Source organism: Streptomyces sp. NPDC016677 (genome assembly GCF_055562815.1).
In genome coordinates this window covers 563558-589732 of sequence record NZ_JBVHEO010000003.1, presented here as the reverse complement: position 1 = coordinate 589732, position 26175 = coordinate 563558, and the positions used below count along the sequence as shown (strand labels likewise).

Genomic DNA, 26175 nt, shown 5'->3' with positions numbered 1-26175 from the left:
CTCCACCCGTGACTGCTGACGTCAGCAAGACGGACGACGGTCCCGGCACGACTCCCCCCGCCCGCCCGGAAGCCGTCAAGGCGATCCCGGTCCGGCACCCGTGGCGGTACGTGTCCGCGGTCGTCGCCCTCGCCCTGCTGGGCTCCGTCGTCTACGCCTTCGCCCAAGGCAAGATCAACTGGGGCGCGATCCCCGACTACTTCTTCGACGACCGCATCCTCGAAGGCGTCTGGAACACCCTCCTGCTCACCGTGCTGTCGATGCTCATCGGCATCGTCGGCGGCATCCTGCTCGCGGTGATGCGCCTGTCGAAGAACCCGGTGACCTCGTCCATCGCGTGGTTCTACATCTGGTTCTTCCGCGGCACCCCGGTCCTGGTCCAGCTCTTCGTCTGGTTCAACCTCGGCCTGGTCTTCGAGTACATCAACCTCGGCCCGGTCTACAAGGACTACTGGTCGTCCTTCATGACGCCGCTGCTGACGGCGCTGCTCGGCCTCGGCCTCAACGAGGCCGCGTACATGGCCGAGATCTGCCGGGCCGGCCTGCTCTCGGTCGACGAGGGCCAGACCGAGGCGTCGCACGCGCTCGGCATGAGCCACAGCAAGACGCTGCGCCGGATCGTCATCCCGCAGGCGATGCGGGTGATCGTGCCGCCCACCGGCAACGAGGTCATCAACATGCTGAAGACGACCTCGCTCGTCTCGGCGGTGCAGTACTACGACCTGTTCAAGGAGGCGCAGGACATCGGCCAGAACGCGGGCTCCACGGTGGAGATGTACTTCCTCGCCGCCACCTGGTACCTGATCATGACCTCGGTCCTGAGCGTCGGCCAGTACTACATCGAGCGCCACTACGCCCGGGGTTCGACCCGCGCCCTCCCGCCGACCCCGCTCCAGCGCTTCCGGTCCGCCGTCCTCCCCACGCGCCGCCCGAAGGGGGTCCCGGCATGACCCAGACCGCGACACCGGCCACCACCACCCCCATGGTGAAGGCCGAAGGCGTCCACAAGTCCTTCGGCCAGGTCGAGGTCCTCAAGGGCATCGACCTCCAGGTCAACTCCGGCGAGGTCTTCTGCCTCATCGGCCCCTCCGGCTCCGGCAAGTCCACCTTCCTCAGGTGTATCAACCACCTCGAAAAGATCAACGCCGGGCGTCTGTACGTCGACGGCGAGCTGGTCGGCTACCGCCAGAAGGGCGACAAGCTCTACGAGCTGAAGGACAGCGAGGTCGCCCTCAAGCGCCGCGACATCGGCATGGTGTTCCAGCGCTTCAACCTGTTCCCGCACATGACGGCCGTCGAGAACGTCATGGAGGCCCCGGTCCAGGTCAAGGGCGTACCGCGCGCCCAGGCCCGGGAACGCGCCGGCCGGCTCCTGGACCGGGTCGGCCTCGGCGACAAGGCCGACAACTACCCCTCCCAGCTCTCCGGCGGCCAGCAGCAGCGTGTCGCCATCGCCCGAGCCCTGGCGATGGACCCCAAGCTGATGCTCTTCGACGAGCCGACCTCGGCCCTCGACCCGGAGCTGGTCGGCGACGTCCTGGACGTGATGCGCGACCTCGCCGAGTCCGGCATGACGATGGTCGTCGTCACCCATGAGATGGGCTTCGCCCGCGAGGTGGGCGACAGCCTGGTCTTCATGGACGGCGGCGTGGTGGTCGAGTCGGGCAACCCGCGCGACGTCCTGACCGACCCGCAGCACGAACGGACGAAGGCGTTCCTGTCCAAGGTGCTCTGAGACACGAGGGGCGGTACGGCGACGCGCGTACCGCCCCTCGCGCACGTCCCCTCCCGCCTACTTCAAGGCGAGCAGCAACGTGTCCGAGGGCGAGCACCACACCGGCCGCACCTCCCCGAAGCCCTTCTCCCGCAGCACGCGCGCGTGCCACGCCACCGGCGGCGTGTCGCCCTCCGCGTGCTCGCCGTAGAGGGCGAACCGCCGGGCCGTCGGCTCCGCCAGCACCGGGTCCTCGGCGGCGAGCTGCCACCACTGGGACCAGTCGAGGGCGCCGTCCCGCTTGGCGGCCTCCATCTCCGCGTGCCGCCGCTCCCGCTCGGCCGCGTTGATCCGGGGCGTCGTGTCGTCGATCATGTGGTCCGCGTTCAGGAAGACACCACCGTCGCGGACCAGCTCCGCGACCCGACCGTAGAGGGCCGCGAGGGGTTCGGCGTGGAGCCAGTGCAGGGCCGTGGCGGTCAGTACGGCGTCGTACGAGTCGTACGGCAGCCGGCTCGCCCACTCGGGGTCCTTCAGGTCGGCGGTGACCAGCGAGACCCGTTCGTCCCCCGCGAAGGTGCCCTCCGCGATGGCCAGCAGCGCCGGATCGAGGTCGACCCCGGTGCTGGTGGCCTCGGGGAACCGGGCGAGCAGCCGCGCCGTGATGCTCCCCGTGCCGCACGCGAGGTCGAGTACCCGCGGCGCCGGCCCGACCAGCGCCTCCACCATGTCCAGCATGATCCGGAACCGCTCCTCGCGGTCGGGCATGTACCACTCCTGCTGCCGGTCCCAACTCTCCTGCCAGGCCTGCCAGTCGGTGCCGGTCGTGGCCGTCGTGGCGTCCGCGTCCGTCATAGAGCCCCTCCAGAGTCCGTCACGTAATACCCTGAAACCACGATCAGCCATTACCCGACCGCAGGCACGACCCTAGAGCCCCTCCGTAAGGACTACAAGTGGAACTGGCCTATTACTCGGATTACGCCGTGCGTCTCGTCAACACCGAGGAGCCGGACCGGGGCAAGGACGCGCTGACCTCGGTCGAGGCCGTCCGCGAACTGTTCGGCGCCAACCAGTCGGCCGCCCGGCGTGCCGCGGAGGCGGACGTGACCCGGTTCCGCTCGGTCCGCGCCCGCCTGCGCGCGGTGTTCGCGGCGGCCGACACCGGTGACGAGACCCTCGCCGTCGACCTCCTGAACTCCCTCCTCCTGGAGTTCCCGGTCAGCCCCCAGATCTCCGGCCACGACCACCGCGACGACGACGGCCGCCCCCTGTGGCACATGCACCTGGCCGACCACCCGTCCAACGCCACGGCCGGCTACGCCGCCATCGCCGCGATGGGCCTCGCCTTCCACCTCACGGAGTACGGCGTGGACCGCCTGGGCCTGTGCGAAGCGGCCCCCTGCCGCAACGCCTACCTGGACACCTCCACCAACCGCTCCCGGCGCTACTGCTCCGACCGCTGCGCCACCCGCGCCAACGTGGCCGCCTACCGCGCCCGAAAACGCCTGGAGGCGGACCGGCCGGACAGCACCGGCCTGACCGCCGACAGCGCCCAGCGCGCCAGTGCGAACGGCGACCGCCGCCCCGGCCCGAGCGGCCGGTAACGCAGCCGCACCCGCCCCAGCACGAGCTCCTCGGGGACGGCTCCGTAATCGGTGCTGTCACCCCCCGCGTACGCGTTGTCCCCCAGCACCCACCACCCGGCCTCACGCAGCTCCACGGCCCGCTTGACCACGAGCAGGTCCTGCTGGAAGGGGTGCCGCAGCACGACCACGTCACCCGGCCGCACCCGCGCTCCCCAGTGCACCACCACCACGTCGCCGTGGTAGAGCGTGGGCACCATGGACGGCCCGGTCACCTCGGCCGGCCCGAAGGGCAGCGACCCTCTGGCGCGCTCGGTCTCCTGCGACAGCTCCGGCATCACCCGGCACCTCCCCGGTCATTCCTCCACCAGTCTCAGTCTCACCCCGGACTTTTGTCCTAAGCCCACGGGGGCACTCGCGAAATCGCCTCCTCCAGGGAGTAATGTCCCCCCTGAGAAGACGATCACGAGGAAGGAACGCTCCATGCTTTCCCGCCTGTTTGCCCCCAAGGTCAAGGTCAGCGCCCACTGCGACCTGCCCTGCGGCGTGTACGACCCGGCCCAGGCCCGTATCGAGGCGGAGTCGGTCAAGGCCGTCCAGGAGAAGATGGCCGGCAACGACGACCCGCACTTCCAGGCCCGCGCCACGGTCATCAAGGAGCAGCGCGCGGAGCTGGCCAAGCACCACGTGTCGGTCCTGTGGAGCGACTACTTCAAGCCGCCGCACTTCGAGAAGTACCCGGAGCTGCACCAGCTGGTCAACGACACCCTGAAGGCCCTCTCGGCCGCCAAGGCGTCCACCGACCCGGCCACCGGCCAGAAGGCGCTGGACTACATCGCGCAGATCGACAAGATCTTCTGGGAGACCAAGAAGGCCTGACAGCCGGTCTGCCTCCCCAGGCCGCGATCGGTGCACCATCGCGCGCCACGGGCACCCCGAAGGGGCCCGGCCTCACCAGGCCGGGCCCCTTCGTCGTACACAAACACAAACACGAACCCGAACACGTACGCGACCCCGTACGCGGAAGACAGGCCCCACACCACAGGCCGCGGTGTGGGGCCCGTCGGGCCGGAGCCCCGGCGGTGCGACCGCACGCGGTCAGGTGCCGTGCGGGTCTGCGGGCTCCGGGGTCGCGGTCCTCGGGCGGGTGGTTCCCGGACCCCCTGTTTCCTGGACCTCAGGTGTTCCTCCGGGTCACGAACTCGGCCAGGGCGAGCAGGCCCTCGGCCGCCTCCGGGTCGGGGACGGCACGGGCCAGTTCCTGCATCGCCCGGCCCATCCGGTCGGCCGCCTCGGTCTGGGCCCAGTCCCGGCCGCCCGCCCGCTCCACCAGCAGCGCCGTGGCGGTGAGGTCCTCCGTGGCCTCGTCGTACGGCGTCGCGTACAGCGCGGCCAGCTCGGCCGCCGCGGGGGTGCCGGCGGCGAGCGCGGCCACCACCGGCAGCGACTTCTTGCGGGCCGCCAGGTCCGCCCCGGCCGGCTTGCCGGTGCGGCGCGGGTCGCCCCACAGGCCGATGACGTCGTCGATCAGCTGGAAGGCGAGCCCGGCCTCCCGGCCGAACGCGTCCAGTGCCCGCACGTCCTCGTCCGAGGCGCCCGCGTACAGCGCGCCCAGCGCCGCGGCACAGCCCAGCAGCGCGCCGGTCTTGGCCTCGGCCATGGCGAGCGTCTCGTCGAGGGTGATCCCGGCCGGGCCGCGCCGCTCCATCGCGGTGTCCGCCTGCTGGCCCACGCACAGTTCCACGACACAGCCGGCGAGCCGGGCGACCGCCGCCGCGGACGCCGGGTGCGCGTCCTCGGCGAGCAGCCGCAGGGCCAGCGCCTGGAGGGCGTCGCCCGCCAGGATCGCGTCGGCGTCCCCGAACACCGTCCAGGCGGTGGGCCGGTGGCGGCGGGTGGTGTCCCGGTCCATCACGTCGTCGTGCAGGAGCGTGAAGTTGTGGACCAGCTCCACCGCGACCGCCGCCCGCACCGCCGCCGCCCTGGCCTCGGGCCCGCCGAGCGCGGCGGCCGAGGCGAGGACCAGCGCGGGCCGGATCGCCTTGCCGGCGTTGCCGGCCGCCGGGGTCCCGTCGGCCCCCTGCCACCCGAAGTGGTAGAGCGCCACCCGGCCCAGCGGACCCGGCAGCGACGCCAGCGCCGCCCGCAGCTCCGGGTCGACCGAGGCGCGGGCCCGCCGCAGCAGTTTCGCCGCCTCGTGCCCGTCGGCGCCCTCCGGCTCCACGGCCCCCCGCTCCTCGGCGGCCCCCCGCTCCTCGGCGGCTCCCCGCCCCTCAGTGGGCCCGCGTCCTCCCGGCGGCACGTGCCGTTCCAGTGTCACGGTGGGCCGCCGTACGCCGGGGGCTCCGTCGCGAGCCCCCGTCATCCGCTCACCTCACGCCGGCGGGACCGCGGTGCGCCGGGCGTCACTGCCAGCGGCCGATCTCGACGTTCTCCAGCACACCGAGCGCGTCCGGCACCAGCACCGCCGCCGAGTAGTAGGCCGTCACCAGGTACTTGATGATGGCCTGTTCGTTGATGCCCATGAAGCGCACCGACAGGCTCGGCTCGATCTCGTCCGGGATGCCGGTGGCGCGCAGGCCGATGACGCCCTGGTCCGCCTCGCCGGTACGCAGGGCGATGATCGAGGACGTACGGGCCTCGGTGACCGGGATCTTGTTGCACGGGTAGATCGGCACGCCGCGCCAGGTGGGGATGCGGTTGCCGGCGATGTCGATCGTCTCGGGGACCAGTCCCCGCTTGTTCAGCTCGCGTCCGATCGCGGCGATGGCGCGCGGGTGGGCGAGGAGCAGCTTGGTGCCGCGACGGCGGCTGAGCAGCTCGTCCAGGTCGTCGGGGCCGGGGGCACCCTCGTGCGGCTGGATGCGCTGGTCGTACTCGCAGTTGTGGAGGAGGCCGAACTCCCGGTTGTTGATCAGCTCGTGCTCCTGGCGCTCCTTGAGCGCCTCGACCGTCAGCCGGATCTGCTGCTCGGTCTGGTTCATCGGCTGGTTGTAGAGGTCCGCCACGCGCGAGTGGATGCGCAGGACGGTCTGGGCGACGCTCAGTTCGTACTCGCGGGGCTTGGCCTCGTAGTCGACGAACGTGTGCGGGATGTCGGGTTCGCCGCTGTGGCCGGCGGAGAGGTCGATCGCCTTCTCGCCGTGCTTGTTGGTGGCCTGCTGGGGCTCGGCGCGGCGCTGCTGGATGTGCTCGCGCAGGGAGTCGCTGCGCTCGGCGACCTGTTCCACTCCCTGGCGGGGCAGCACCAGAACGGTGCAGGCGGTCACCGCGCGGGCCGTGTACTCCCAGATGGCGTCCCCGTCGAGCAGGGCCCGGTCGCCGAAGTAGGCGCCGTCGGCGAGGACTCCGAGGACCGCGTCGTCGCCGTAGGGGCCGGTGCCGACCTTCTCCACCTTGCCGTGCGCCAGCAGGTAGACCTCTTCGTTCGGGCTGCCGAACGAGGCGATGACGTCGCCCGGTCCGAACTCCCGCTGCTCGCAGCGGCGGGCCAGTTCCGAGAGCACCTCGTCGTCCTCGTAGGACCGCAGGGCCGGCAGCTCGGTCAGCTCCGCGGGGATCACCTCGACGCGGTCGCCGGTCTTCACGAACGTCACCCGGCCGTCGCCCACGGCGAAGGTCAGGCGCCGGTTCACACGGTACGTACCGCCCTGGATGTCGACCCAGGGCAGCATCCGCAGCAGCCAGCGCGAGCTGATCTCCTGCATCTGAGGAACGGACTTGGTGGTGGTGGCCAGGTTCCGCGCCGCCGCCGTGCCGAGACTCTGCTGCGGCCTGGTCTGCTCGGTGCGGACCTCTTCGCCTACCGACATAAGGAATTGCCCTCCCGGTCGTGCCCGGCGCACCCACGCCGTGCATCGATGTGCGGGGATCAGCCTTCCTCATGCAATGTGCCAGTGCTATTACCCGAAAGAGCGGGAATGGAGCACCGGCCGCCGGGGCAAACTTGGGCTTTCGGTCCCGCTTTCCCGGGACCCGCCGCGCCCTCCCAACGCCGTTCACGCGTCCGAACTCCGTCCGAATCGACTCGCACAGAGACCGAACAGGCGGTAGACGCGGCTCCGTTTTGGTAACAAGCACCGTACGAGGCGGTCGCGTCGGGCGGTCGCGCGGAGCGAAGGAGCCGGTGATGGCCGCACCGATGTCCGCGAGCAGTTTCCTGAGAGCGCTGAAGGCCGAGGGCCTCACGGTCGTCGAGGTCGGCGACTGGCGCACGCACAACCGCAACTCCAAGGGCGCCTGGGGCCCGGTCCACGGCGTGATGATCCACCACACCGTGACCAAGGGCAGCGCGCGGACCGTGGACATCTGCCGCAAGGGCTACGAGGGGCTGCCCGGCCCGCTGTGCCACGGCGTCATCACCAAGGACGGCAGGGTCCACCTGGTCGGTTACGGCCGCGCCAACCACGCCGGCCTCGGCGACGACGACGTACTGCGCGCGGTGATCGCGGAGAAGGGACTGCCCAAGGACAACGAGGCGAACACCGACGGCAACGCCCGCTTCTACGGGTTCGAGTGCGAGAACCTCGGCGACGGCGAGGACCCGTGGCCGGAGAAGCAACTGGAGGCCATCGAGAAGGCCGCCGCGGCCGTCTGCCGCCACCACGGCTGGAACGAGCGGTCCGTCATCGGGCACCTGGAGTGGCAGCCGGGGAAGGTGGACCCGCGCGGGTTCACGATGAAGTCGATGCGCGAGCGCATCCGGGACCGCCTGAAGTGACCCAGCCCGGAGCCACCGGCTCACCAGGGTGACAATGGCGGGGTGACCAGCAACGACGTCGCCGCCCTCGGCCCCCGGCTGCCCTCGCCGGTGCGGGAGCTGACCGACGAGCGGTTCGAGCGGCGGGGTGTACGCCTGCTGCTCAAGCGGGACGACCTGATCCACCCGGCGCTGGTCGGCAACAAGTGGCGCAAGCTGGCGCCGAACCTCACGGCCGCCGCCGGCCGTACGGTGCTGACCTTCGGCGGCGCCTGGTCCAACCACCTGCGCGCCACCGCCGCCGCCGGGCGGCTGCTCGGCCTGTCCACGGTCGGCGTGGTGCGCGGCCACGAGCTGGCCGGCCGGCCGCTCAACGACTCGCTCGCGCGGTGCGCCGCCGACGGCATGCGGCTGCACTTCACCGACCGGTCGACGTACCGCCGCAAGACCGAGCCGGAGACCCTGACGGCCCTTCTGGCGGCGGCCGGGGCGCCGGAGGCGTACGTGGTGCCGGAGGGCGGCAGCAACGCCGCGGCGGTACGCGGCTGCCGGGCCCTCGGCCGGGAGCTGGACGGGTGCGCCGACGTGGTCGCCGTCGCCTGCGGCACCGGCGGCACGCTGGCCGGGCTGGCCGCCGGTCTCGGTCCCGGGCAGCGGGCGCTCGGCGTCCCGGTGCTGAAGGGCGGCTTCCTGGACGGCGACGTACGGCGGCTCCAGGAGCGGGCGTTCGGCGGTCCCCGCGGCACCTGGAGCCTGGACGACCGCTTCCATTTCGGCGGCTACGCGCGCGTGCCCGGCGAACTGGACGCCTTCGCCGCCGACTTCGAACGCCGCCACGGGCTGCCCGTGGAGCGCCTGTATGTCGCCAAGCTGCTGTACGCGCTGCTCACGCTCACCGAGGAGGGCGCCTTCCCGCGCGGCACCACCCTGGCCGCGGTGATCACCGGCCGGCCGTTCCCCTGAACCCGCCGGTGAACCTACTGGGCCGTCTCCCGGTACGCCGCCGCCTCCTCCAGGTCCAGCCGGCGCAGCAGCGTGCGCAGCATCTCGTCGTCGATGTACCGGCCGTCCCTGAGCTTGACGAAGACCTCGCGTTCGGCGCCGATCATCTCCCTGGACAGCCGCCGGTAGGTGTCGTCGACGGTCTCCCCGGTGACGGTGTTGACCTGGCCGAGCCGTTCCCAGACGGCGTTGCGGCGGCGCTCCAGGACCGTGCGCAGCCGCTCGGCGAGCGGTCCGGGCAGGGCGTTGCGCGGGTCGGTGAGCAGGTCGTCCAGGCGCTGCTCGGCGGCCCTGGACGCCTGGGCCTGGGCGTTGGCCTCGGCCAGGGTCTCGGCCTGGACGTCGTGGCCGGGGAACCTCAGCAGGCGGATCAGCGGCGGCAGGGTCACGCCCTGGACGACCAGGGTGCCGATGACCGTGGTGAAGGTGAGGAAGAGGATCAGGTTGCGTTCGGGGAAGGGTTCGCCGCCGTGCACGGTGAGCGGGATGGAGAAGGCGATCGCCAGGGAGACCACGCCCCGCATGCCGGCCCAGGCGATGACGAAGGGCTGCTTCCAGGTCGGGTTCTCCTCACGCGCACGCACGCGTGCCGAGACGACGCGGGGCAGGAAGGTGGCCGGGTAGGACCACACGAACCGCGCCGCGACCACCACCAGGAAGAGGGCGAGCGCGTACCAGGCGGCCTGGACTCCCTCGTACGCGCCGAGGCCCTTGAGGACCACGGGGAGCTGGAGGCCGATCAGGGCGAAGACGGAGGACTCCAGGACGAAGGCGACCATCTTCCACACCGCGTCCTCCTGGAGGCGGGTGGCGAAACCGACCTCCCAGGCGCGGTGGCCCAGGTGCAGCGCGACGACGACGACCGCCAGCACCCCGGAGGCGTGCACCTGCTCCGCCGCCGCGTAGGCGACGAAGGGGATCAGCAGGGAGAGCGTGTTCTGGAGGAGCGGTTCCTTCAGGCGGGTGCGCAGCCAGTGCAGCGGCACCATGAGGACCAGTCCGACGCCGATGCCCCCGACCGCGGCGATCAGGAACTCGCCGATCCCGCCGGCCCAGGTGGCGCCCTCGCCGACCGCCGCCGCGAGCGCCACCTTGTAGGCGGTGATGGCGGTGGCGTCGTTCACCAGGGACTCGCCCTGGAGGATGGTGGTGATCCGGGACGGCAGTCCCACCCGGCGGGCGACGGCGGTGGCCGCGACGGCGTCCGGCGGTGCCACCACCGCGCCGAGCACCAGGGCGGCGGTCAGCGGCAGGTCCGGCACGATCAGGTAGGCGGCCCAGCCGACGGCGAAGGTCGCGAAGAGCACGTAGCCCACGGAGAGCAGGGCGACGGGCCGCAGCTGGGCGCGCAGGTCCAGGTAGGAGCTGTCGGTGGCCGCCGTGTACAGCAGCGGGGGCAGCAGCAGCGGCAGCACGACGTGCGGGTCGAGGGTGTAGTCGGGCACGCCGGGGACGTAGCTGACCGCCAGTCCGGCCGCGACCAGCAGCAGCGGCGCGGGCACCGGTGTGCGCCGCCCCGCCGCGGCGACCGCCGCACTCCCCGCCACCAGCAACAGCAGCGGCATCACGTCCATGGTCCCTGCCCACCCTTTTTCCTCCGCGCGGTCTTCCGCGCGCCCGTCGTAACCTGGCAATCATGAAACAGTGCACGCACGCCGACGCGCTGCCGCACCCGGAGCCGGAGCCGCTCAGCGAGACCTGCCCCGAGTGCCTGGCCGACGGCACGGACCCGGTGCAGTTGCGGCTCTGCCTCACCTGCGGTCATGTCGGCTGCTGCGACTCCTCCCCGAAACGCCACGCGACAGGGCATCATGAACAGACCGGGCATCCCGTGATGCGCACCTTCGAGCCGGGCGAGGACTGGCGTTGGTGCTTCGTCGACCACGTGCTCGTGTAGGGACCCGAAGGGCAAGAGGAAGGTACGGTTCGACCGCCTGACGTGTGGGTACGTCAACCCGGCGCGCGCTCTTCCGATTTGGTCCCGCCCAACCCCTAGCCACTGTGCGTGTTCACGTGTTTACTATGAGTGACAGCAAGGGGTCGGGGTCTCGGGGACAGGAAAGCACGGAGCGCGATAACGTCACCGCTGTACCACTGAACCACGTATCGCGTCACCGCGTTACCCGAGGGGCGACCCTCGGCCCTGAACGCTTGTACCACCTTGGAGGTGAGGGTGTCCCAGTTCGCAGGCGAGCCCGCGACCCAGGACTTCGTCGAAGTCCGGCTGCCGGCCGCGGGGGCCTACCTGTCGGTGCTGCGTACGGCGACGGCCGGCCTCGCGGCCCGTTTGGACTTCACCCTCGACGAGATCGAGGACTTGCGCATCGCGGTGGACGAGGCCTGCGCGATCCTGCTCCAGCAGGCCGTGCCCGGCTCCGTGCTCAGCTGTGTCTTCCGCCTCGTCGACGACTCGCTGGAGGTCACCGTGTCGGCGCCGACCACCGACGGCCACGCGCCCTCGCGGGACACCTTCGCCTGGACCGTGCTGTCCGCGCTGGCGGGCAAGGTGTCCTCCGCCGTGGACGAGGACGCCACCGTCTCGATCAGCCTCTACAAACAGCGCGGCGCGGGACCCGGGCCGGCGTGAGGAAGGACGGGCCGGTGCGGGACGAAGAGTGCGGCACACGGGGGCTGCCGGCCGAGGGCACACGTCCTGCGAGCGGGGCCCGGGGCAGGGCGGGTGGTATCGACGGCATCCCCGAGCAGGCCCGTCCGCACCCCGAGGAGGCCGGTGTCCAGTCCGGCGTCCCGGGCGGCGGGCAGCGGGCCGGGGAGCGGGACGGCGCCGTGCAGAGCGTGCCTTCGGACGGGCGGAGCGGGGGCGATCCCGTGCTGCCCGGCCGATCGGAGGCGAGGGCTCCGGAAAGGGCTACGGGCGGGACGATGAGCGAGCACGAGCGACACTCCGAGGACGAGGTGCCCGGTGCGCGGAGCGTGCCGGAACAGCACGGCCGGCACGACCCGCAGGACCGCAGCGGGGCCCGCGCCCTCTTCGCCGAGCTGCGCCGCATGGACGACGGCAGCCCCGAGTACGCGGAGCTGCGCAACCGGCTGGTGCGCATGCACCTGCCGCTCGTCGAGCACCTCGCCCGCCGCTTCCGCAACCGCGGCGAGCCCCTCGACGATCTCACCCAGGTCGCCACCATCGGCCTGATCAAGTCGGTCGACCGCTTCGACCCGGAGCGCGGCGTGGAGTTCTCCACGTACGCGACCCCGACGGTGGTCGGCGAGATCAAGCGGCACTTCCGGGACAAGGGCTGGGCGGTGCGGGTGCCGCGCCGGCTCCAGGAACTGCGGCTGTCGCTGACCACGGCGACGGCGGAGCTGTCCCAGCTGCACGGCCGCTCTCCCACGGTGCACGAGCTGGCCGAGAAGCTGGCCATCTCGGAGGAAGAGGTCCTGGAGGGGCTGGAGTCCGCCAACGCGTACTCGACGCTCTCGCTGGACGTCCCCGACACCGACGACGAGTCCCCGGCGGTCGCCGACACCCTCGGCGCGGAGGACGAGGCGCTGGAGGGCGTGGAGTACCGGGAGTCGCTCAAGCCGCTCCTGGAGGACCTGCCGCCCCGGGAGAAGCGCATCCTGCTGCTGCGGTTCTTCGGCAACATGACCCAGTCGCAGATCGCGCAGGAGGTCGGCATCTCCCAGATGCACGTGTCCCGGCTGCTGGCCCGCACCCTGGCCCAGCTGCGGGAGAAGCTGCTGGTGGAGGAGTGAGCGGCGGGCCCGCCGCCGCGTCGGCCGCTGCCCTGCTCCCTGCTTCCGTGAGCCCCCGGGGCTCCCTACTTCCGTGAGTCCCCGGGTGTCCTGATCCCCAGGGCCCGAGTGGTCTCGGGGTTGACGATCATGACGAGCGCCGCGACGGCCACCACGGCCAGCACGATCCCGGCGGGGATGGCGACGCTGTCGGCCTGGAGCAGGTTGTAGGCCACCGGCAGCGCCATGATCTGCGTGATCACCGCCGGGCCCCGGCTCCAGCCGCGCCGGGCGAGCAGTCCGCGGGCGGCCAGCAGCGGCAGCAGGGCGAGGACGATCAGGGTGACGCCGCCGGTGACCGCCTGGGTGCGGTCGTCGGGGTGCCCGGTGAGGCCGCCGACGAGCATCCAGGCCCCGCCGGCGACGAGCGCGAGGCCCTCCAGCCCGGCCAGTGCGGCCGCGGCGGTCAGCCGGGCGGGACGGGGCTCCGCCGCTCCGGCGGGGGCGGCTCCATCGGTGCTGGGGGTCTGGTCACTGCTCACTCCAGCAGGGTAGCCCGCACCGCGCGCCCGCCCGTGGCGAGGTACACGCCGCCGGCCGACCGTCCCGCCACCGGGGCCCACCACCGCAGGCACCACCCAGCCCCCCCAGGCACCTCGCGGAACGAGCCGCACCACCGCACCACGCCCCGGACGCCCGGCCAGGCACCTCGCCGTGCGATCCGCACCACCACCGACCCACCTGGCCCGGTCCCCGTCACCACCGGCGCACCCCGCGACGCGACCCACGCCACCACCGACGCCCCCGCAGCGCGGCCCGCGTCACCGTCGCCGCACCCGTGGCGAGGTTCACGCCGGTCGCGCCGCCTGATCCACGGATCGGTCTGGGCCCGGTACCACCCAGTAGGTACGCTCGGACCCATGCGTGCACTTCTCGTGGTCAATCCGGCGGCAACCACCACGAGTGCGCGTACGCGCGACGTACTGATCCGCGCGCTCGCCAGCGAGATGAAGCTGGAGGCGGTCACCACCGAGTACCGCGGCCACGCGCGCGACCTCGGCCGGCAGGCGGCGCGGAGCGACGACATCGACCTGGTGGTGGCGCTCGGCGGCGACGGCACGGTCAACGAGGTCGTCAACGGCCTGCTGCACGCCGGCCCCGACCCGGACCGCCTCCCCCGCCTCGCCGTGGTCCCCGGCGGTTCCACCAATGTCTTCGCCCGCGCCCTCGGCCTGCCCAACCACGCGGTGGAGGCCACCGGCGCCCTGCTGGACGCCCTGCGCGAGGGCGGCGAGCGGACCGTCGGGCTCGGCAAGGCCTCCGGCACCCCGGGGACGGAGGACGAGGCGGTGCCGGCCCGCTGGTTCACCTTCAACGCCGGGCTCGGCTTCGACGCCGGTGTGGTCGGCCGGGTCGAGCAGCACCGCGAACGCGGCAAGAAGTCCACCCACGCGCTCTACGTCCGTCAGGTGCTGCGCCAGTTCTTCGGCGAGGCCCACCGCCGCCAGGGCACGATCACGCTGACCCGGCCGGACGCGGAACCGGTGACCGGTCTGGTGCTGTCCATAGTCTCGAACACCTCGCCGTGGACGTTCCTGGGCAATCACCCGATGTACGCGTCGCCCAAGGCTTCGTTCGACAAGGGCCTCGACGTGCTCGGTCTCAGCCGGATGACGACGAGCGCGGTTGCCCGGTATGGCACCCAGTTGCTCACTTCGTCCCCCGAGCGCGGACCCCACGGCAGACACGCGGTCTCGTTGCACGACATGTCCGAGTTCACCTTGCATTCGAAGGTGCCGCTGCCCCTCCAGATGGACGGTGACCACCTGGGGCTGCGGACGAGCGTGACGTTCACAGGCGTACGCCGTGCACTGCGTGTGATTGTGTGAGCAGAAGCAGCGAAAGTCCTTACACTCGAACGTTTAGACCAGGATCCACCCCCTGGAAGTACGGCTGTGACCTAGTCGACACCGAAGAATCAAAAAAAACTTTCCGGAAGGGGTTGTATCCGCCGCTGAGGTTTGCGAGTCTCTACGTGGCGATCGGGACGGCCCGCAACATCGGCCTCCACAGATCACCGGAACCCCTCTTCAATCCAAGGACCCCGCCAGGGAACCTGACGGTCGGCCCTTCCCTTGTTGAGGGATTCGTGAAAGCGTTCACATTCACAAGCAATCTGCATGTAATACCAAGGAGAGGTAGCAGCCATGGACTGGCGTCACCGCGCCGTTTGCCGCGAGGAAGACCCCGAGCTCTTCTTCCCCATCGGCAACACCGGTCCTGCGCTGCTGCAGATCGAGGAAGCCAAGGCCGTCTGCCGCCGCTGCCCCGTCATGGAGCAGTGCCTGCAGTGGGCGCTCGAGTCCGGTCAGGACTCCGGCGTCTGGGGTGGTCTCAGCGAGGACGAGCGCCGCGCCATGAAGCGCCGCGCCGCCCGCAACCGGGCCCGTCAGGCCTCCGCCTGACACACCCGCCCCGCGACAGCCTCAGCTTGGCGGCGCGTGCAGCGAGTACGCATCCCCCGCCCCCGAGCCGCAGCGCGCAGTACCCCGCAGCGAGCACTGGCCCCGGATCATCGTCGATCCGGGGCTTTTTGCTGCGCCCGCCTGCCTCCCGCTCCTTCCCCTCCTTCCCCTCCTTCCGCTACTTCTGCGAGCGCACCGGGATGTCGAAGATCACCCGGGTGCCGCCCCCCGGGGCCGGGACCATGTCGAAGGAGCCGCTCAACTCGCCCTCCACCAGCGTGCGGACGATCTGGAGGCCCAGGTTCCCGGAGCGGTGCGGGTCGAAGTCCGCGGGCAGGCCGACGCCGTCGTCCTGGACGGTGACCAGCAGCCGTGACTCCTTCGAGGTGCCGCCGCGGACGGCGGAGACCTCCACCGTGCCGGTGTCGCCCTCGCGGAAGCCGTGCTCCAGGGCGTTCTGCAGCACTTCGGTCAGCACCATGGACAGCGGGGTCGCCACCTCCGCGTCCAGGATGCCGAAGTGACCGGTGCGCCGGCCGGCGACCTTGCCCGGCGAGATCTCGGCGACCATCGCGAGCACCCGGTCGGCGATCTCGTCGAACTCCACCCGTTCGTCCAGGTTCTGGGACAGCGTCTCATGCACGATGGCGATCGAGCCGACCCGGCGGACGGCCTCCTCCAGGGCCTCGCGCCCGCGCTCGGACTCGATGCGGCGGGCCTGGAGGCGGAGCAGGGCGGCCACCGTCTGGAGGTTGTTCTTCACCCGGTGGTGGATCTCCCGGATGGTGGCGTCCTTGGTGATCAACTCGCGCTCGCGGCGGCGCAGTTCCGTGACGTCCCGCAGCAGCACCAGCGAACCGATGCGGGTGCCCTTGGGCTTGAGCGGGATGGCGCGGAACTGGATCACGCCGTCGGCGGCCTCGATCTCGAACTCGCGCGGCGCCCAGCCGCTGGCCACCTTGGCGAGCGCCTCGTCCACCGGCCCGTGGGTCGGGGCGAGTTCGGCGGTGGTCCGGCCCAGGTGGTGGCCGACCAGGTCGGCGGCGAGCCCCATGCGGTGGTAGGCCGACAGGGCGTTCGGGGAGGCGTACTGGACGATGCCGTCCCCGTCGACCCGGATCAGGCCGTCACCGACGCGGGGCGAGGCGTCCATGTCGACCTGCTGGTTCTCGAACGGAAAGGCACCGGCCGCGATCATCTGGGCGAGGTCGGAGGCGCTCTGGAGGTAGGTCAGTTCCAGGCGGCTCGGGGTGCGCACGGTGAGCAGGTTGGTGTTGCGGGCGATCACGCCGAGGACGCGGCCCTGGCGCCGTACCGGGATCGACTCGATGCGGACCGGGACCTCCTCGCGCCACTCCGGGTCGCCCTCGCGCACGATCCGGCCCTCGTCCAGCGCGATGTCCAGCATGGGGCGCCGGCCGCGCGGGACCAGGTGGCCGACCATGTCGTCCTGGTAGGAGGTGGGGCCGGTGTTGGGCCGCATCTGGGCGACGGAGACGTACCGGGTGCCGTCGCGGGTGGGGACCCACAGGACCAGGTCGGCGAAGGAGAGGTCGGAGAGGAGCTGCCACTCCGAGACCAGCAGGTGCAGCCATTCCAGGTCGGACCTGTCGAGGGCGGTGTGCTGGCGTACGAGTTCGTTCATGGAGGGCACGTGGTCGAGCGTACCTGGCGGCCCGGACAGCGCCCGGAACCAGCCGTTCCACGGCCGCGGACCCGCGAGGACCCGAGACCCGAGGACCCGCGAAGACACCCGCGGGCCGCGGCGCCTGGGAGGGACCCTCAACCCTCCCGGCACCGCAGCCCGGAGCAACAACGGCCGTGGGGTGTGCGGTCCCGGTCGGCCGAAGGTCGAGGATTCGGGGCAGTCAGGGCAGAGAGCCTCGGATCCTCGGTCCGCCCTCCTGTGCGGGGAGAGCGGAAGCCTGTCGTTCATTCTGGACTAGACCACTAGGGGTGTCCATGCATGGGAACGGGTCAGTTGTTGTCGGTTTCCCACGACTGTTCGGACGTCCGAGCAGTCGGCAGCAGCCTAGCCCGGACGGGGCAGGTGTGGGGCCGATAAGGAGCCGTTCTGCTAAATTGGGCGCAGGATTGGTCTAAACCACTCAGTCCCCTCTTCGAAACGGCAGGCCAGCGTGGAAGTTGTCATCGTTCCGGACGCCAGGGCGGGCGGCGAGCTGATCGCCGGGGCCATGGCACAGCTGCTCAGGCGCAAGCCCGACGCCCTGCTCGGGGTGGCCACCGGCTCGACGCCGCTGCCGGTGTACGAGGCGCTGGCGGCCGAGGTGCGCGCGGGTTCCGTGGACACCTCGCGGGCGCGGATAGCCCAGCTCGACGAGTACGTGGGGCTGCCGGCGGAGCACCCCGAGTCGTACCGGTCGGTGCTGCGGCGCGAGGTGCTCCAGCCGCTGGGCATCGGCATGGACGCGTTCCTGGGTCCCGACGGCACGGCGGCGGACGTGCAGGCGGCCTGCGAGGCGTACGACCGGGCGCTGGCCGAGGCCGGCGGGGTCGACCTGCAACTGCTGGGGATCGGGACGGACGGGCACATCGGTTTCAACGAGCCGTGCTCCTCGCTGGCCTCCCGGACCCGGATCAAGACCCTGACCGAGCAGACCCGGGTGGACAACGCGCGCTTCTTCGACGGTGACATCACGCAGGTGCCGCACCACGTGATCACCCAGGGCATCGGCACCATCCTGGAGGCCCGGCACCTGGTGCTGCTGGCCACCGGCGAGGGCAAGGCGGACGCGGTCGCCGCGACGGTCGAGGGACCGGTCGCGGCGGTGTGCCCGGCCTCGGCGCTCCAGCTCCACCCGCACGCCACGGTCGTCGTCGACGAGGCCGCCGCGTCGAAGCTGAAGCTGGCCGGCTATTTCCGGCACACGTACGCCAACAAGCCGCGGTGGCAGGGGATCTGAGACACGTACGGGAAAGGCGCCGGTCCCCCGCGCGAGGGGACCGGCGCCTTCCTCATGCCCGCACGCCCGCGACAACCTCCGCCGCCGCCCGGCCGCAGACCCGGGCCGCGCCGTGGGTGGCCAGGTGGAGGGCGCCACGGGGCGGGGCCTGGGGGACGCCCATCTCGACCACGACGGAGTCGGGGCGGGCGGCCAGCAGGGTGTCCAGGGCCGCCGCCATCCAGGGGTGGCGGTGCTCGTCGCGGACCACGGCCACCACCCGGCGCTCCCCGGCCGCCCGCAGCACCTCGGCGCCGGCGTCCGGGCCGGTGAAGCCGCCCGTCTCCGTGCCGGGCAGCAGCCGGCACAGCTCGGCGGCGACACCCCACGGGGTCTCGTCGCCGACCGCGATGTTCGGGGCGGGGGTGAGCTGCGCGACGTAGGGCGGTGCGGTGAGGGGGGCGAAGGAGGCGGCGCCGGTGACGCGCAGGGCGCGGCGGGCGGCGCGCAGGCCGACCTCCTCGTCGGGCGCGGTAGACGGCCCGGCGGCCCGGGCGGCCGTCGTCCAGCGGGCCAGGGCGCGGACCCGCTCGGCCGCGTCGGCGAGGCGTTCCTCGGGCAGTTCACCGGCGCGCACGGCGGCGACCAGGGCGTCCCGCAGCCGCCGTACGGTGTCCTCGTCACAGAGCCCGCCGCCCACGCAGATCGCGTCGGCGCCGGCCGCGATGGCGAGGGCGGTGCCGCGTTCGATGCCGTAGGTGCCGGCAATGGCCCGCATCTCGATGCCGTCGGTGACGATCAGGCCGTCGTAGCCCAGTTCCTCGCGCAGGAGTCCGGTCAGGACGCGGCGGGAGAGGGTGCCGGGGAGGTCCGGGTCCAGGGCCGGGGCGAGGATGTGGGCGCTCATGACCGCGCGGGTGCCGGCGGCGATCGCGGCGCGGAACGGGACCAGGTCGCGTTCGGCCAGCACCGTGGCGTCCGCGTCGATGCGGGGCACCGCGTGGTGGGAGTCGACGGCGGTGTCGCCGTGCCCGGGGAAGTGCTTCGTGCACGCCGCCACACCCGCCGACTGGAGGCCGGTGACGTAGGCGGCGGTGTGCCGGGCGACCAGGGCGGGGTCGGCGCCGAAGGAGCGCACGCCGATCACCGGGTTGTCGGGGTTGGCGTTGACGTCGGCCGAGGGGGCCCAGTCGAAGTCGACGCCGCAGGCCGCGAGGCGGCGGCCCAGTTCGGCGGCGACCGCCCGGGTCAGGTCGGGGTCGTCGACGGCGCCGAGGGCGTTGTTGCCCGGGAAGGAGGAGCCGGTGCGCACCTCCAGGCGCGTGACGTCGCCGCCCTCCTCGTCGATGGCGATCAGTACGTCGTCCCGCTCGGCGCGCACCTGGGCGGTGAGCGCGGCGACCTGTTCGGCGGTGGCGATGTTGCGGCCGAACAGGGCGACGGAGGCCAGCCCCTCGCCGAGGCGGCGCAGCAGCCAGTCGGGGGCGGTGGTGCCGGTGAAGCCGGGCTGGAGGACGGCGAGGGCGTCGCGGGTGAGGGTGTCGGTACCGCTGGTGAGTGTCGTCATCGGTGGCCTCAGCCCTTCACGGCACCGGCGGTCAGGCCGCTGACGGCCCGGCGCTGGAGGAAGACGAACAGGATCAGGATCGGGACGGCGAAGAGGGAGGAGGCGGCCATCGTCGCGCCCCAGTCGTTGCCGAAGACGGTCTGGAAGCTGGACAGCCACAGCGGCAGGGTCTGCGCCTCGGCCTCCTTGTTGACCACCAGGACCAGCGGGAACTCGTTCCACGCGGTGATGAAGCCGAACATCGAGGTGGACATCAGCCCCGGCGCGAGCAGCGGCAGGATGACCCGGCGGAACGCCTGGACGCGGGTGCAGCCGTCGACCATCGCGGACTCCTCCAGCTCCTTGGGCACGGCGGCGACGAAGCCGCGCAGGGTCAGGATGGTGAAGGGGAGGATCATCATCGTGTAGAAGAGCGTCAGCGGGACCAGGCTGTTCAGCATCGAGGCGTCCCGGACGATCATGTAGATCGCGATGACCATGACTTCCCAGGGCGCCATCTGCGCGCACATGAAGGCGATGATGAAGCCGCGCCGCCCCCTGAACCGCATCCGCGCCAGGGCGAAGGAGCCGAGCAGCGCGACGACCAGCGAGAAGACGACCGCGAGGACGGTGACGATCAGCGAGTTGGCGACCATCGTCCAGAAGTTCTCGGCGCCGACCGCCGTCTTGAAGTGCTTCAAGGTGAGGTCGGCCGGGAACCAGACGGGCGTCTCCGAGATGATGTCGCCGGTCGGCTTGAACGCCGTGGCGAACATCCAGTACACGGGGAAGACGAGGCCGATGAACAACACGACGGCCGTGACATTGGGCCACAGCCGGCCGAAGAGCGAGCGCTTCACGCCTCGTCCTCCTCTTGCTTGAGCACGATCCTGAGGTAGTACGCGGTCAGGCCGAGCATGATCAGGATGGTCAGGACGGCGATCGCCGCGCCCATGCCGTAGTGCTGGTTGCCGACGCCCTCGACGTAGGCGTAGACCGGCAGGATCTCGGTGAGCCGGTCCGGGCCGCCGCCGTTGAAGGTGAAGACCTGGGCGAACGCCTTGAAGACCCAGATGATCTCCAGGAACGTCGTCGCGTAGAGGAACGGCCGCAGGAACGGCATGGTCACGGTGGTGAAACTCCGCCAGACGCCGGCGCCGTCGAGGGCCGCGGCCTCGTACAGCTCGCCGGGGATGGTGGTGGTCGCCGCGTAGAGGTTGATCGCGACGAACGGGATGGACATCCAGACGATCAGCAGGGTGACGACGAAGAACGTCGACATCTGGCTGCTGGTCCAGCTGTAGTCGGCCATCGAGTGCCAGCCGAGCTTGTCGAGGACCCAGTTGACGACGCCGAAGCGCTGGGCGAACAGCCACTGGTAGACGGTGGTCGCGGCGACCACCGGCATGGCCCAGGCCAGCACCAGGCCGATCAGCAGGGTGATCCGCATCCGCTTGCCGAGGCGGGCGAGGAGGAGGCCGACCAGGGTGCCCAGGACCATGATCAGGGCGACGTTGACCGCCGTGAACAGGATCGAGCGCAGGGTGACCCGCCAGAAGTCCTCGCCGGTGAGGACCTCTTTGTAGTTGTCGATGCCGTTCCACTCGGTGGCGTGCTGGATCAGCTGCGCCATGTTGAGGTTCTGGAACGACAGCAGCAGGTCCTTCAGCAGCGGCCAGCCGAGCAGCAGCACGGTGGCCGCGACGGCGGGCAGCAGCAACAGGTACGGGGTGAGGGCGGCGGCCCGGGGCGTGCCTTTCGGGGCCGGTCCGCCGGCCGCCCCGGCCGTCCTGCGGACGCCGGCCGGGCCGGAGGGCGGCCGTTCGGTCTGCACGGTCATGCTCGCGAATCTCTCTACTCGGCCGGTACGACGCCGGAGGGGCGGGAGCCGGCCGGTGACCGTCCCCCGCGCCCGCCGAAGGTCCTACTGCTGCTGCGCCAGGCGCTTGTTGAACTCGCCCTCGACCTGCTTGGCCGCCTGTGCGGGCGACTTGCCGTTCAGTACGGCGGTCATGTACGTCTTGATCGGGTTGGGGGCGTTCTCCACCGCGGCCCACTCCGGGATCAGCGGCGTGGTGCCGCCGACGGCGGCGGCCGGGGCGGCGGCCTCGGCCGGGGCGTTGCCCTTCAGGTTGGTCTGGAGGGACTCCTTGTTCGGGATGACGCCGTTCTCCTTGGCGAGCTGCCCCTCGAACTTGTCGGACAGGGCGAGCTTCAGGAACTCCTTGGCCAGGTCCTGCTTGGTGGAGCCGGCGGCGACGGCGAGGTTGGAGCCGCCGAGGAAGACGCCCTCGGGCTTGCCGGCCGTGGCGCCGGGGATGGTGAAGTAGCCGATGTCCTGCTCGATCTTCGGGTTGGCCTCGATGGCGGTGGCGGCCTCCCAGCCCATGCCGATGAAGGCGCCGACGTCGCCCTTGGCGAACACCTCGGCCTGCTGCGGGGTGGCCTCGTCCTTGTCCTTGGGGGCGTCGGAGAGCGCCTGGAACTTCTGGTAGGTCTCCATCGCCGCGGTGACCTTGGGGTCGGCGAGGTTGGAGACGTACTTGTCGCCGTCCTTCTTGACCAGTTCGGCGCCCTCGCCGATCACCAGGCCGACGAAGTGGTACCAGTTCTGACCGGGCAGGTAGATCGGCTCGGCGTCGGTCTTGGCGCCGATCGTCTTCAGGGCGTCGTAGAACTCGTCCCGGGTCTCGGGCGTGTCCTTGATGCCCGCCTCCGCCCAGACCTTCTTGTTGTAGACGACGACGCGGTTGGCGAAGTACCAGGGCGTCGCGTACTGCTTGCCCTCGTAGACGGAGGAGGCGTTGAGGGACTCGGTCCACTCGCCGCCGATCTCCTTCTTGAGGTCACCGAGGTCGGCGAGGCCCCCGGTCTTGGCGTAGGCGGGGGTCTGGGTGTTGCCGATCTCGAAGACGTCCGGCGGGTTCTCCTCGGAGAGGGCGGTGGTGAGCTTCTGCTGGATGCCGTTCCACTGCTGGATCTCGAACTCGACCTTCGAGCCGGTCTGCTTCTCGAAGGCGGCGCCCAGCTCCTTCTGCCACTGGTCGGGGGACGATCCGTCCATCACCCACACGGTGAGGGTCTGGCCCTCCGCCCCGGACTCGCTGTCGCCGCTGTCGCCCCCGCACGCCGCGATGGAGACCATCATGCCCGCGACACCGATCGCGGATATCAGCTTGCGCTTCACGCCACCCTCCTCAGGGATGCCACAACCCCCCTGCCTCCCCGCGGTAACTCGCCTGCGCGTGACCGCCCTTGGGGCCGGGACTGGACCAATGGTGTAGACCAGTACGGGGAGACTGGCCCAGACCAATAAGACTGTCAAGGGTGTTCAACGGGCCGCCGGGCCTCCGTGATGCGACCGAGATATGCAGGGACCCTTCATTCCGCGAGGGGTGGATCGGACCCCCGCCCGGCGCCTGTACCAGACACCCGTCGGCACCGGCGGGAAGGGACTCGGCCGGGGCGTACCACGCGGGCTTGACGGCGCGGTGGACTAGACCAACGGTGGCCCCAGAGGTATACAGAGGGGGTCACGGAGCGTGCGGGACCACCCCGCGGTGAGCCGTGCCACGATGTGAGCCGCGGCCGGCCGGGGACGTCGGCCGCTTCGGCACCCGGAGCCGGGAAGGCAGCGATGAGCACCGACGTCAGCAGTGCGGAGAACGAGGGTGGGGCGACCGTCCGTACCGCGCGCGTGCCCAAGTACTACCGCCTGAAGAAGCATCTGCTCGACATGACGCGGACCCAGGCGCCCGGCACACCGGTCCCGCCGGAGCGCACGCTGGCCGCCGAGTTCGACACCTCCCGCACCACCGTGCGCCAGGCCCTCCAGGAACTGGTCGTCGAGGGCCGTCTGGAGCGCATCCAGGGCAAGGGCACCTTCGTCGCCAAGCCGAAGGTCTCGCAGGCGCTGCAACTCACCTCGTACACGGAGGACATGCGCGCCCAGGGGCTGGAACCCACGTCCCAGCTCCTGGACGTCGGCTACATCACCGCCGACGACCGGATCGCCGCGCTCCTGGACATCACCACCGGCGGCCGGGTGCTGCGCATCGAGCGGCTGCGCATGGCCAACGGGGAGCCGATGGCCATCGAGACCACCCACCTGAGCGCCAAGCGCTTCCCGGCGCTGCGCCGCTCCCTGGTCAAGTACACGTCCCTGTACACGGCGCTGGCCGAGGTCTACGACGTCCATCTCGCCGAGGCCGAGGAGACCATCGAGACCTCGCTGGCCACCCCGCGCGAGGCCGGCCTGCTCGGCACCGACGTGGGCCTGCCGATGCTGATGCTCTCCCGGCACTCGCGCGACCGGGACGGACAGCCGGTGGAGTGGGTGCGGTCGGTGTACCGGGGGGACCGGTACAAGTTCGTGGCGCGGCTGAAGCGACCGCGGGACTGACGTCGCCTCCCGTGCGGCGCGCGACCCGGACGGACCGGCGGGAGGCACACCCGCGCACGGGTCCTCGCCGCCGCTGAGCGGCTTTCGCGGGGACCCGCCGGTCTTCGGGGACCGATATACGGACGGGGTCTTCCGCTGTCGTGTAACCGTCACCTAGATTGCCTCCGCATTACAGGGCTGACCACCTAGGGGACGGAGCCGCCGCATGTCGCAAGCCTCAGGAACGAGTTCGGGGCCGGTGGTGACGCCGGTGCGCGTGGTCATCGGCCTCTGCCTGGTCGCACCGTTCGTGGCCATGCTCTGGGTCGGGTCGTACGCGAAGACCGACCCGGCGTTCATCGGCATCCCGTTCTTCTACTGGTACCAGATGGCCTGGGTGCTGATCTCGACGGCGCTGACGATGATCGCGTACAAACTGTGGCAGCGGGACCAGCGGGCCCGGCGCGCTCCCGAGGGGGGTGCGGGCAAGTGAACGACGGCGTCAACGGCGTGGCACTCGCCGTCTTCATCTTCTTCTTCGTCCTGGTCACCGCGATGGGCTTCCTGGCCGCGCGCTGGCGCCGGGCCGAGAACGAGGCCAGCCTCGACGAATGGGGCCTGGGCGGACGCTCGTTCGGCACCTGGATCACCTGGTTCCTGCTGGGCGGCGACCTCTACACGGCGTACACCTTCGTCGCCGTCCCGGCGGCGATCTACGCGGCGGGCGCCTCCGGCTTCTTCGCGGTGCCGTACACGATCCTGGTCTACCCGTTGATCTTCACCTTCCTGCCCCGCCTGTGGTCGGTCTCGCACAAGCACGGGTACGTGACGACCTCGGACTTCGTGCGCGGCCGGTTCGGCTCGAAGGGACTGTCGCTGGCGGTCGCCGTCACCGGCATCCTGGCCACCATGCCGTACATCGCCCTCCAGCTGGTCGGCATCCAGGCCGTGCTGGACGTGATGGGCGTCGGCGGCGGTGAGGACACCAACTGGTTCATCAAGGACCTGCCCCTGCTGATCGCCTTCGGCGTGCTCGCGGCGTACACGTACTCGTCCGGGCTGCGGGCGCCCGCGCTGATCGCGTTCGTAAAGGACACGCTGATCTACCTCGTGATCGCGGTCGCCATCATCTACATCCCGATCAAGCTGGGCGGCTTCGACGACATCTTCGCCGCGGCCGGTGACAAGTTCGAGGCGGCGGGCGCGGGCGGCGTGACCCCGCCCGACACCGGCCAGTGGACGTACGCCACCCTGGCCCTCGGCTCGGCGCTGGCGCTGTTCATGTACCCGCACTCGATCACCGCGACGCTGTCCTCGCGCAGCCGTGAGGTGATCCGCCGCAACACCACGATCCTGCCGCTGTACTCCCTGATGCTGGGGCTGCTGGCCCTGCTGGGCTTCATGGCGATCGCGGCCGGCATCAAGGTGAGCAACGGCCAGCTCGCCATCCCGCAGCTCTTCGAGGACATGTTCCCGGACTGGTTCGCGGGCGTGGCCTTCGCGGCGATCGGCATCGGCGCGCTGGTCCCGGCGGCCATCATGTCGATCGCGGCGGCCAACCTCTTCACCCGCAACATCTACAAGGACTTCATCAAGCCCGACGCCACGCCGGAACAGGAGACCAAGGTCTCCAAGCTGGTGTCGCTGCTGGTGAAGGTGGGCGCGCTGGTCTTCGTGCTCGGCATGGACAAGACGGTCGCGATCAACTTCCAGCTCCTGGGCGGCATCTGGATCCTGCAGACCTTCCCGGCGCTGGTCGGCGGCCTGTTCACGCGCTGGTTCCACCGCTGGGCGCTGCTCGCCGGCTGGGCGGTCGGCATGGTCTACGGCACGCTCGCGGCGTACGGCGTCTCCTCGCCGACGCAGGCGCACTTCGGCGGCTCGTCGAAGGAGATCCCGGGCATCGGGGAGATCGGGTACATCGGTCTGACGGCGTTCGTGCTCAACGCGCTGGTGACGGTCGTCCTGACCTTCGTCCTCCGCGCGGCCAAGGCCCCCGACGGCATCGACCAGACCCGCCCGGAGGACTACACGGCGGACGCGGGCGACCCGGGCGTGGAGGTGGAGCTGCCGCCGGCGACGGCCGGCTCCGCGCACTGAGACGCGCCCCTGAGGAGCGCGGGGCTGTATCGACATGCGGCCCCGCCGTGCGGGCGCGGGCAACCGGACACACCCCCGGCGGGCCG

General features: G+C 71.2%; 26 protein-coding genes. 15 read left to right on the top strand and 11 right to left on the bottom strand.

Features of this window, described 5'->3' with window-relative positions; all coding sequences use genetic code 11:
- Positions 1-8 precede the first annotated feature (8 nt).
- Positions 9-950 (top strand): amino acid ABC transporter permease, encoded by a 942-nt coding sequence (locus ACZ3IG_RS12455; RefSeq protein WP_467431360.1) that lies wholly within the window; start codon positions 9-11, stop codon positions 948-950.
- Complete coding sequence (locus ACZ3IG_RS12450) at positions 947-1735, top strand: amino acid ABC transporter ATP-binding protein (RefSeq protein ID WP_467431357.1); 789 nt, start codon at positions 947-949, stop codon at positions 1733-1735. Before ACZ3IG_RS12455 ends, ACZ3IG_RS12450 begins: the two co-directional genes overlap by 4 nt.
- 57 nt (positions 1736-1792) lie before the next feature.
- Here ACZ3IG_RS12450 and ACZ3IG_RS12445 read toward each other — a convergent pair whose 3' ends face one another.
- Complete coding sequence (locus ACZ3IG_RS12445) at positions 1793-2569, bottom strand: class I SAM-dependent methyltransferase (RefSeq protein WP_467431356.1); 777 nt, start codon at positions 2567-2569, stop codon at positions 1793-1795.
- Between the two features lie 98 nt (positions 2570-2667).
- Here ACZ3IG_RS12445 and ACZ3IG_RS12440 point away from each other — a divergent pair, with 98 nt between their 5' ends.
- Positions 2668-3318: a CGNR zinc finger domain-containing protein gene (locus ACZ3IG_RS12440; RefSeq protein WP_467431355.1), complete on the top strand. Its 651-nt coding sequence runs from the start codon at positions 2668-2670 to the stop codon at positions 3316-3318.
- Here ACZ3IG_RS12440 and sodX read toward each other — a convergent pair.
- Positions 3201-3635: a nickel-type superoxide dismutase maturation protease gene (gene sodX / locus ACZ3IG_RS12435; RefSeq protein ID WP_467431354.1), complete on the bottom strand. Its 435-nt coding sequence runs from the start codon at positions 3633-3635 to the stop codon at positions 3201-3203. The two genes, ACZ3IG_RS12440 and sodX, sit on opposite strands and share 118 nt — an antisense overlap.
- 145 nt (positions 3636-3780) lie before the next feature.
- Here sodX and sodN point away from each other — a divergent pair, with 145 nt between their 5' ends.
- Positions 3781-4176, top strand: a complete 396-nt coding sequence (sodN, locus tag ACZ3IG_RS12430) for a superoxide dismutase, Ni (RefSeq protein ID WP_004983535.1) — start codon at positions 3781-3783, stop codon at positions 4174-4176.
- Between the two features lie 298 nt (positions 4177-4474).
- Here the strand turns inward: sodN and ACZ3IG_RS12425 are convergent, their stop codons facing one another.
- Both ACZ3IG_RS12425 and ACZ3IG_RS12420 read right to left on the bottom strand, forming a co-directional pair.
- Positions 4475-5662 (bottom strand): family 2 encapsulin nanocompartment cargo protein polyprenyl transferase, encoded by a 1188-nt coding sequence (locus ACZ3IG_RS12425; protein ID WP_467431352.1) that lies wholly within the window; start codon positions 5660-5662, stop codon positions 4475-4477.
- Between the two features lie 40 nt (positions 5663-5702).
- Positions 5703-7109, bottom strand: coding sequence for a family 2B encapsulin nanocompartment shell protein (locus ACZ3IG_RS12420; protein ID WP_467431350.1), 1407 nt, complete (start codon positions 7107-7109; stop codon positions 5703-5705).
- Positions 7110-7438: 329 nt separating this feature from the next.
- Between ACZ3IG_RS12420 and ACZ3IG_RS12415 the strand changes: the two genes are divergently transcribed.
- Complete coding sequence (locus ACZ3IG_RS12415) at positions 7439-8017, top strand: N-acetylmuramoyl-L-alanine amidase (RefSeq protein ID WP_251075362.1); 579 nt, start codon at positions 7439-7441, stop codon at positions 8015-8017.
- 42 nt (positions 8018-8059) lie between these two features.
- Complete coding sequence (locus tag ACZ3IG_RS12410) at positions 8060-8959, top strand: 1-aminocyclopropane-1-carboxylate deaminase/D-cysteine desulfhydrase (protein ID WP_467431347.1); 900 nt, start codon at positions 8060-8062, stop codon at positions 8957-8959.
- Positions 8960-8973: 14 nt separating this feature from the next.
- Here ACZ3IG_RS12410 and ACZ3IG_RS12405 read toward each other — a convergent pair whose 3' ends face one another.
- On the bottom strand, positions 8974-10572 hold the full coding sequence (locus ACZ3IG_RS12405) for a Na+/H+ antiporter (protein WP_467431346.1): 1599 nt from the start codon (positions 10570-10572) through the stop codon (positions 8974-8976).
- 62 nt (positions 10573-10634) lie between these two features.
- Between ACZ3IG_RS12405 and ACZ3IG_RS12400 the strand changes: the two genes are divergently transcribed.
- The 3 genes from ACZ3IG_RS12400 (at position 10635) to ACZ3IG_RS12390 (ending at position 12715) form a co-directional block, all read left to right on the top strand.
- Entirely contained in the window at positions 10635-10895 is a 261-nt protein-coding gene (locus tag ACZ3IG_RS12400) for a UBP-type zinc finger domain-containing protein (RefSeq protein ID WP_215168240.1), read from the top strand.
- A 276-nt stretch (positions 10896-11171) separates the two neighbouring features.
- Complete coding sequence (locus tag ACZ3IG_RS12395) at positions 11172-11585, top strand: ATP-binding protein (protein WP_215168239.1); 414 nt, start codon at positions 11172-11174, stop codon at positions 11583-11585.
- 14 nt (positions 11586-11599) lie between these two features.
- Positions 11600-12715 carry an RNA polymerase sigma factor SigF gene (locus ACZ3IG_RS12390; RefSeq protein WP_467431344.1) on the top strand — a complete coding sequence of 372 codons (1116 nt, stop codon included), beginning with the start codon at positions 11600-11602 and terminating at the stop codon, positions 12713-12715.
- A gap of 65 nt (positions 12716-12780) precedes the next feature.
- Here ACZ3IG_RS12390 and ACZ3IG_RS12385 read toward each other — a convergent pair whose 3' ends face one another.
- Positions 12781-13236: a hypothetical protein gene (locus ACZ3IG_RS12385; RefSeq protein ID WP_467431342.1), complete on the bottom strand. Its 456-nt coding sequence runs from the start codon at positions 13234-13236 to the stop codon at positions 12781-12783.
- 378 nt (positions 13237-13614) lie between these two features.
- Here ACZ3IG_RS12385 and ACZ3IG_RS12380 point away from each other — a divergent pair, with 378 nt between their 5' ends.
- Together ACZ3IG_RS12380 and ACZ3IG_RS12375 are read left to right on the top strand one after the other, a co-directional pair.
- Entirely contained in the window at positions 13615-14583 is a 969-nt protein-coding gene (locus tag ACZ3IG_RS12380) for a diacylglycerol/lipid kinase family protein (protein WP_467431340.1), read from the top strand.
- A gap of 318 nt (positions 14584-14901) precedes the next feature.
- Complete coding sequence (locus ACZ3IG_RS12375; protein ID WP_003973730.1) at positions 14902-15159, top strand: WhiB family transcriptional regulator; 258 nt, start codon at positions 14902-14904, stop codon at positions 15157-15159.
- A gap of 178 nt (positions 15160-15337) precedes the next feature.
- Here ACZ3IG_RS12375 and ACZ3IG_RS12370 read toward each other — a convergent pair whose 3' ends face one another.
- Positions 15338-16804, bottom strand: a complete 1467-nt coding sequence (locus ACZ3IG_RS12370) for a sensor histidine kinase (protein ID WP_437089667.1) — start codon at positions 16802-16804, stop codon at positions 15338-15340.
- A 493-nt stretch (positions 16805-17297) separates the two neighbouring features.
- Here ACZ3IG_RS12370 and nagB point away from each other — a divergent pair, with 493 nt between their 5' ends.
- Positions 17298-18083 carry a glucosamine-6-phosphate deaminase gene (nagB, locus tag ACZ3IG_RS12365; protein WP_467431337.1) on the top strand — a complete coding sequence of 262 codons (786 nt, stop codon included), beginning with the start codon at positions 17298-17300 and terminating at the stop codon, positions 18081-18083.
- A 52-nt stretch (positions 18084-18135) separates the two neighbouring features.
- On the opposite strand, the gene ACZ3IG_RS12360 is transcribed toward nagB, so the two are convergent.
- From ACZ3IG_RS12360 to ACZ3IG_RS12345, 4 genes are all read right to left on the bottom strand, one after another.
- Positions 18136-19629 (bottom strand): glycoside hydrolase family 3 protein, encoded by a 1494-nt coding sequence (locus ACZ3IG_RS12360; protein WP_467431335.1) that lies wholly within the window; start codon positions 19627-19629, stop codon positions 18136-18138.
- Between the two features lie 8 nt (positions 19630-19637).
- Entirely contained in the window at positions 19638-20468 is an 831-nt protein-coding gene (locus ACZ3IG_RS12355; protein ID WP_467431334.1) for a carbohydrate ABC transporter permease, read from the bottom strand.
- The gene (locus ACZ3IG_RS12350) at positions 20465-21448 is read right to left on the bottom strand and encodes a carbohydrate ABC transporter permease (protein ID WP_467431331.1); all 984 of its coding nucleotides are present in this window, start codon (positions 21446-21448) and stop codon (positions 20465-20467) included. Before ACZ3IG_RS12350 ends, ACZ3IG_RS12355 begins: the two co-directional genes overlap by 4 nt.
- Positions 21449-21532: 84 nt before the next feature.
- Positions 21533-22795, bottom strand: a complete 1263-nt coding sequence (locus ACZ3IG_RS12345; RefSeq protein ID WP_467431330.1) for an extracellular solute-binding protein — start codon at positions 22793-22795, stop codon at positions 21533-21535.
- Positions 22796-23245: 450 nt separating this feature from the next.
- Here ACZ3IG_RS12345 and ACZ3IG_RS12340 point away from each other — a divergent pair, with 450 nt between their 5' ends.
- The 3 genes from ACZ3IG_RS12340 to mctP all read left to right on the top strand — a co-directional run bounded on the left by ACZ3IG_RS12340 (position 23246) and on the right by mctP (position 26089).
- The gene (locus ACZ3IG_RS12340) at positions 23246-24010 is read left to right on the top strand and encodes a GntR family transcriptional regulator (protein WP_467431328.1); all 765 of its coding nucleotides are present in this window, start codon (positions 23246-23248) and stop codon (positions 24008-24010) included.
- Between the two features lie 205 nt (positions 24011-24215).
- Entirely contained in the window at positions 24216-24482 is a 267-nt protein-coding gene (locus ACZ3IG_RS12335) for a DUF3311 domain-containing protein (protein WP_467431327.1), read from the top strand.
- Entirely contained in the window at positions 24479-26089 is a 1611-nt protein-coding gene (gene mctP / locus ACZ3IG_RS12330; protein WP_467431326.1) for a monocarboxylate uptake permease MctP, read from the top strand. The genes ACZ3IG_RS12335 and mctP overlap by 4 nt, the downstream gene beginning before the upstream one ends.
- Positions 26090-26175 lie beyond the last annotated feature (86 nt).

Bases quoted from the DNA above. Each gene is read 5' to 3' on its own strand.
- ACZ3IG_RS12445 (WP_467431356.1), bottom strand. From the start codon at position 2,569: ATGACGGACGCGGACGCCACGACGGCCACGACCGGCACCGACTGGCAG.
- ACZ3IG_RS12450 (WP_467431357.1), top strand. From the start codon at position 947: ATGACCCAGACCGCGACACCGGCCACCACCACCCCCATGGTGAAGGCC.
- ACZ3IG_RS12420 (WP_467431350.1), bottom strand. From the start codon at position 7,109: ATGTCGGTAGGCGAAGAGGTCCGCACCGAGCAGACCAGGCCGCAGCAG.
- ACZ3IG_RS12425 (WP_467431352.1), bottom strand. From the start codon at position 5,662: ATGACGGGGGCTCGCGACGGAGCCCCCGGCGTACGGCGGCCCACCGTG.
- ACZ3IG_RS12375 (WP_003973730.1), top strand. From the start codon at position 14,902: ATGGACTGGCGTCACCGCGCCGTTTGCCGCGAGGAAGACCCCGAGCTC.
- ACZ3IG_RS12405 (WP_467431346.1), bottom strand. From the start codon at position 10,572: ATGGACGTGATGCCGCTGCTGTTGCTGGTGGCGGGGAGTGCGGCGGTC.
- ACZ3IG_RS12370 (WP_437089667.1), bottom strand. From the start codon at position 16,804: ATGAACGAACTCGTACGCCAGCACACCGCCCTCGACAGGTCCGACCTG.
- ACZ3IG_RS12360 (WP_467431335.1), bottom strand. From the start codon at position 19,629: ATGACGACACTCACCAGCGGTACCGACACCCTCACCCGCGACGCCCTC.
- ACZ3IG_RS12350 (WP_467431331.1), bottom strand. From the start codon at position 21,448: ATGACCGTGCAGACCGAACGGCCGCCCTCCGGCCCGGCCGGCGTCCGC.
- ACZ3IG_RS12335 (WP_467431327.1), top strand. From the start codon at position 24,216: ATGTCGCAAGCCTCAGGAACGAGTTCGGGGCCGGTGGTGACGCCGGTG.
- ACZ3IG_RS12380 (WP_467431340.1), top strand. From the start codon at position 13,615: ATGCGTGCACTTCTCGTGGTCAATCCGGCGGCAACCACCACGAGTGCG.
- ACZ3IG_RS12400 (WP_215168240.1), top strand. From the start codon at position 10,635: ATGAAACAGTGCACGCACGCCGACGCGCTGCCGCACCCGGAGCCGGAG.
- ACZ3IG_RS12340 (WP_467431328.1), top strand. From the start codon at position 23,246: ATGAGCACCGACGTCAGCAGTGCGGAGAACGAGGGTGGGGCGACCGTC.
- sodN (WP_004983535.1), top strand. From the start codon at position 3,781: ATGCTTTCCCGCCTGTTTGCCCCCAAGGTCAAGGTCAGCGCCCACTGC.
- ACZ3IG_RS12415 (WP_251075362.1), top strand. From the start codon at position 7,439: ATGTCCGCGAGCAGTTTCCTGAGAGCGCTGAAGGCCGAGGGCCTCACG.
- sodX (WP_467431354.1), bottom strand. From the start codon at position 3,635: ATGCCGGAGCTGTCGCAGGAGACCGAGCGCGCCAGAGGGTCGCTGCCC.